Source organism: Globicatella sanguinis NBRC 15551, from assembly GCF_001552295.1.
GTDB lineage: Bacteria > Bacillota > Bacilli > Lactobacillales > Aerococcaceae > Globicatella > Globicatella sanguinis.
Genome location: NZ_BCQX01000133.1, coordinates 1 through 5,907 on the forward strand (window position 1 = coordinate 1; position 5,907 = coordinate 5,907).

The following is a 5,907-nucleotide window of genomic DNA, read 5'->3' on the forward strand; positions in this document are numbered from 1 at the left end:
CCATATTAAAAAAATGTTACTTTTATTCCTAAAAATCAACGATAGCATCTTGACTTTTAGCCAATACTTCATTAAAATGTTTTAGGTATTGACATAAAGGTTTAGATTTTAGGAGGTGTCATAATGAAAAGAACTTACCAACCAAAAAAGAGAACGCGTAAAAAAGTCCACGGATTCCGTAAACGTATGAGTACAAAAAACGGTCGTCGTGTATTAAGAAAACGTCGTCAAAAAGGACGCGCAAAATTATCAGCATAATGCAAAAAGTTACTACGTTTCGTGGTAACTTTTTTTATTTGTCTATTTGTATTTTTTTTTACGTTAAAATTCGTTATAATGAAAAGTGAATAATTGAGTCAAGTATAAGATGAGGTAGAAAATGAAGAAAGAATATCGTGTAAAAAGTGAAAAGGATTTTCAAGATGCTTTTCAAAATGGAACTTCCTATGCTAACCGCCAGTTAGTACTTTATGTGTACCCTAAAATTGGACAAGTACATTTTCGTGTAGGGTTATCGGTTGGTAAAAAAATGGGAAATGCGGTACAGAGAAATAAAATAAAACGATTACTACGACATGCGATTCATGAATTATCCCCTGCCATCAATAATGAATATGATTATTTAATAATAGCTCGCAAAGATATAGTCAATCGTAATTTTTATGAAATAAAAAAATCATTGGTTCATGTTATGAAAATTGCCTCAATTATTGATATCAAAAAGTTAGAGGAGTTGCAGTAGACCTATATGAAGAAAAATTATAAAAAATGGTTACAAATTATCCTATTGTTATCGATAGTTTTAGTGTTAACCGCTTGTGGTAATGTTAACGAACCAATTAGTGCTGAAAGTACTAATTTATGGGATCGTTATATTATTTATAACTTGTCACAATTTATCATTTGGTTATCAAATTTATTTGGCGGTAGTTATGCCCTTGGGATTATTATTTTTACGATATTAATTCGTGCTTTATTAATTCCATTGACCAAAATGCAATTAAAATCACAACGTGAAATGCAAGCATTACAACCAGAATTAGATAGAATCAAAGAAAAATATCCAAATCGTGACCGTGAATCAATGCAATTAGCGCAAGAAGAACAACAACAATTATTAGAATCACATGGTGTTAATCAATTTGCTGGTTGCTTACCTTTATTGATTCAATTACCAGTGATGATGTCCCTTTATCAATCAATTAGTCGTACCCCAGAATTAAAGCAAGGGCATTTTTTATGGACTAACTTAGGTCAAATGGACCCATTATTTATTTTACCGATATTGGCAGCGGTATTAACATTTGCGAATTCATACTTCACAATGAAAAGTAATGAAAATCCAAATAGTCAAGTTAAAACGATGATGTATATCATGCCAGCCTTTATTTTATTAATTTCACTTGGATTACCAAGTGCTGTTACTTTATATTGGGTTGTTTCAAATGCGATTACATTAATTCAAACATTTGTTTACAATAATCCTTATAAAATTATTGCAGAACGTGAAGCAAAACTACAAGCTGAAAAAGAAAAACAACGTGCTTTGCGCAAGGCATTGAAACGCGTTAAAAAATAGTAAGGAGCGAATCAGGATGGAACATAGTACTACAATTAGAGCTGAATCAGTTGAAAAAGCGATTAAAATCGGTTTGACTAAATTAAATATTTCAGAAGCTGAAGCTAATATCAACATTATTAGTGAGGGGAAAAAAGGATTATTTGGTTTCGGAAAACAAGATGCCATCGTTGAAATTTCTAAAAATGCCTCCATTTCAGAATTAACTGCTGAAATTGAAAAGCAAGTAGAAGAAAAAAAAGATGAGCTAATCGACCATACAAAAACACCCGAACCCTCTATTAAAAAAGAAGTAAAAAAATCAAAAGCAAAACCACAACTGCAAGAACAAAAAGTTGAGCCGGCAAAGGTTGAAAAACCAAAATCTGTTCAAACTCCAGTGAAAGATTCAGAACTAATTACTGACAATGTGGAAACTGAAAACAATCATCACGATGATTTAATGGCTGAACATCAAAAAGTAGCCGAATATTTAGAAAACATTATTAATGATTACGGAGCAAAAGCGGATGTAACGGTTGAACGTCAAAAAAATCAACTTATCTTTAATATCGAAACAGATAAATCTGGTTTAATTATCGGGAAACACGGTAAGATTATCAATTCATTACAAGTATTGGCTCAAATTATGGTCCATCAATATGATAAAAGACGCCAATCGGTGATTCTCAACATTGGGGATTATCGTAATCGTCGTGCCAATGTTTTAGAACAAATTGCTGAACGTACAGCAAAACAAGTGCTCAAAACTAAACATTCAGTTGTATTGGATCCATTACCAAGCTATGAACGCAAACAAATCCATGCGTATTTAAGTAAGGTTGAACATATCGCAACACATTCTGAAGGTCGTGACCCAAATCGTTATTTAGTAGTCGAATATAAACCATAAAACTTATTCTTATAATAACTATTAATAGCACAGAGCATTGTTTCACCCATTAGATTGTAATATACTTAACTTAAGACCGCTTACATTTCGTAAGTGGTCAGATTTAAAAAAAGGGGGACATATTATGTCTAAGTTTGAACAAGATGCAAAAGCATTACTTGACTTAGTTGGTGGTAAAGATAATATTGCAGCTGTGACACACTGTGCAACACGGATGCGATTTGCTTTAGTTGATCCAGCAAAAGCTAAGGTAGCAGATATCGAAAAATTAGCTTCTGTTAAGGGGACGTTTACTCAAGCAGGACAATTCCAAGTTATTATTGGAAATGCTGTTTCAGAGTTTTATCAAGATTTTGCCCGTTTGTCAGGTGTTTCAGAGGCTTCTAAAGAAGATGTTAAACGTGCTTCTGAGAAGAATCAAAACAAATTGCAAAAAGCGATGGCTTTCTTAGCTGAAATCTTCGCACCTATTATTCCAGCCATTATTGTTGGGGGGCTTATTTTAGGCTTCCGTAATGTTTTAGAAGGTGTCGGTTTTGAAGCCTTAGGACAAAAAGTTGTAGATGGTGTCGCTCTGACCAATGCTGCGGGTGAACCTGTATGGAATACCATTACGGATGTTAGTCAATTTTGGAGTGGTGTCAATCATTTCTTATGGTTACCTGGGGAGGCTATTTTCCACTTCCTTCCAGTTGGGATTGTTTGGGCTGTTACTCGTAAAATGGGAACGACTCAAATTTTAGGGATTGTATTAGGTTTAACCTTAGTATCACCCCAATTATTAAATGCTTATGGTGCCGCAGATGCATTAGCTGAAGGAACAGTGCCACAATGGGATTTTGGTTTCTTTAAATTAAATATGATTGGTTATCAAGCGCAAGTGATTCCAGCAATGTTAGCTGGTTTAGCATTAGGTTACTTAGAAAAATTCTGGCGTAAACATGTTCCAGAAATGTTATCAATGATTTTAGTTCCATTTTTATCATTATTACCAGCTGTTATTTTAGCTCATACTGTATTGGGGCCAATTGGTTGGTGGTTAGGAAATATTATTTCTACAGTGGTATTAGCAGGATTAACTGGGCCGTTAAAATGGTTATTTGGTGCTATCTTTGGTGCTTTGTATTCGCCATTAGTAATTACTGGTCTACACCATATGACCAATGCGATCGATTCACAATTAATCGCTGATACTGCTTCAAAAACAACTGGTCTATGGCCAATGATTGCTTTATCTAATATCGCCCAAGGTTCTGCTGTAGTGGGATATTGGTGGTTAACACGTCATGACGAAGAGGAATCTCAAGTAACGATACCTTCCTTTGTATCAGCCTATTTAGGCGTTACTGAGCCTGCAATGTTTGGGGTTACCTTAAAATATGTTTATCCATTTGTGGCTGCTATGATTGGTTCTGGTATTGCTGGTTTATTATGTACAACCTTTGACGTTCAAGCGACTTCAATTGGGGTAGGTGGTTTACCTGGATTCTTAGTGATTACACCGGAAACGATGATTTCATTTATTATTTGTATGTTAGTGGCATTCAGTGTACCATTAGTATTGACAATTACCTTTAAAAAAGCCAATTTATTTACTGGTTCAAAAAAAGCATAGTCAACTAATATAGGAGGAAATTCTGTGTCAATTAAAGAAAAAGTAATTTACCAATTATATCCAAAATCATTTAAAGATACTGATGGCAATGGAATTGGAGATTTGAAAGGGATTATTGAGAAAATTGATTACTTAGCTGATCTAGGAATCGATATGATTTGGATAAATCCTTTTTATCCCTCTCCACAAAATGATAATGGTTATGATGTCAGTAATTACATTGAAATTGATCCATTATTTGGTACCATGGAAGACTTTGAGAAATTAGTAGCAGTGGCTAAAAATCACAATATTGATTTAATGTTAGATATGGTTTTTAATCATACCTCAACGGAACATGAATGGTTTCAAAAAGCATTAGCAGGGGATCCTTATTATCAAGATTTTTACTACTTACGTCCATTAAAAGCGGATGGTTCATTGCCTACCAATTGGGAATCTAAATTTGGTGGACCCGCTTGGGAAAAATTTGGTGACACAGATTTGTACTATTTACATTTGTATGATGTAACACAAGCTGATTTAAACTGGCATAATCCAAATGTGAGACAAGAATTATACAAAGTAGTTCGTTTCTGGTTAGATAAAGGGGTGAAAGGATTCCGTTTTGATGTTTTAAATGTAATTGGAAAAGACCCCAATCTGATTGATAGTGAAAAACCTGGTTCTTCACAAGAAAAATCACTTTATACGGATACACCAATCGTACATAAATGGATTAATGAAATGAATCAAGCGACTTTTGGTCAAAGAGAGGATATTGTGACAGTTGGAGAAATGTCTTCAACCACCGTTGAAAATGGAATTCGTTATACTAATCCACAAGAAAATGAATTATCAATGATTTTCAGTTTTCATCATTTAAAAGTAGACTATGAAGACGGTGAAAAGTGGAGTAATCCATCTTTTGATTTCATCGAATTAAAAGCTATTTTAGATGCATGGCAACAAGGGATGTCTGATGGTGAGGGTTGGAATGCACTATTCTTAAATAACCATGATCAACCACGTTCAAATAGTCGCTTTGGCGATGTAGAAAAATATCCCTATGAAACGCAAACGATGTTAGGAACGACGATTCAATTTTTAAGAGGAACGCCTTATATTTATCAAGGTGAAGAAATTGGAATGACTAATCCTAATTATCAAACAATTGCACAGTATAATGATATTGAAACCCATAATAACTATAAGATTATGTTAGAAAAAGGGTATGATGATGCCAAAGTGATGACTATTATTCAAGCGAAATCACGTGATAATAGTCGGACACCCATGCAATGGGATCAGTCGAAAAATGCTGGTTTCACTAACGGGCAACCTTGGTTAGATGTAGCAAGTAATTATCCAACAGTAAACGTTGAAGCAGAACTCAATAATCCGAATGGAATATTTGCATATTATAAACAATTAATCCATTTAAGAAAAACCGAAGATGCTTTAATTAATGGAACTTACCAAGGGATTTTACTTGATGATCCAAAAGTGATGGCGTATTTGAGAACCACTGAGACGGAAGAAATTTTAGTTTTAAGTCATTTCTACGCTGGTGAAGTTGAAGTTGAATTACCAGACGGTTTTAATCAAACAGCAGAAAAAATTATTGGCAACGGCTCTGCTGAAGTGGTTAATCAATCCGTTAAATTATCGCCTTATGAGATCATTGTTTTAAAACGATTAAAATAATTAGCTGTCAATATAAGCACTGAATGGTACTAAGCAAAGTACTTTCAGTGCTTTTTGTAGGTATCCCGTTTTTTGATGATTTTTTAATAAAAGAACAAAGTTTGATTCGTTAAGGTTCCTCTGATGGATTAAAGG

The 5,907-nt window shown here is 33.9% G+C and carries 6 protein-coding genes; all 6 read left to right on the forward strand.

Features of this window, described 5'->3' with window-relative positions:
* Positions 1-123: 123 nt before the first annotated feature.
* The 6 genes from rpmH (at position 124) to treC (ending at position 5,772) form a co-directional block, all read left to right on the forward strand.
* Positions 124-258 (forward strand): 50S ribosomal protein L34, encoded by a 135-nt coding sequence (gene rpmH / locus GSA01S_RS09050; protein WP_066126812.1) that lies wholly within the window; start codon positions 124-126, stop codon positions 256-258.
* Positions 259-379: 121 nt separating this feature from the next.
* Positions 380-742 carry a ribonuclease P protein component gene (rnpA, locus tag GSA01S_RS09055; protein WP_066126814.1) on the forward strand — a complete coding sequence of 121 codons (363 nt, stop codon included), beginning with the start codon at positions 380-382 and terminating at the stop codon, positions 740-742.
* 6 nt (positions 743-748) lie between these two features.
* Positions 749-1,579: a membrane protein insertase YidC gene (yidC, locus tag GSA01S_RS09060; RefSeq protein ID WP_066126815.1), complete on the forward strand. Its 831-nt coding sequence runs from the start codon at positions 749-751 to the stop codon at positions 1,577-1,579.
* Positions 1,580-1,595: 16 nt separating this feature from the next.
* Complete coding sequence (gene jag / locus GSA01S_RS09065) at positions 1,596-2,471, forward strand: RNA-binding cell elongation regulator Jag/EloR (protein ID WP_066126816.1); 876 nt, start codon at positions 1,596-1,598, stop codon at positions 2,469-2,471.
* A gap of 124 nt (positions 2,472-2,595) precedes the next feature.
* Entirely contained in the window at positions 2,596-4,086 is a 1,491-nt protein-coding gene (gene treP / locus GSA01S_RS09070; protein ID WP_066126817.1) for a PTS system trehalose-specific EIIBC component, read from the forward strand.
* A 24-nt stretch (positions 4,087-4,110) separates the two neighbouring features.
* Complete coding sequence (gene treC, locus GSA01S_RS09075; protein ID WP_066126819.1) at positions 4,111-5,772, forward strand: alpha,alpha-phosphotrehalase; 1,662 nt, start codon at positions 4,111-4,113, stop codon at positions 5,770-5,772.
* The last annotated feature ends 135 nt before the right edge of the window (positions 5,773-5,907 follow it).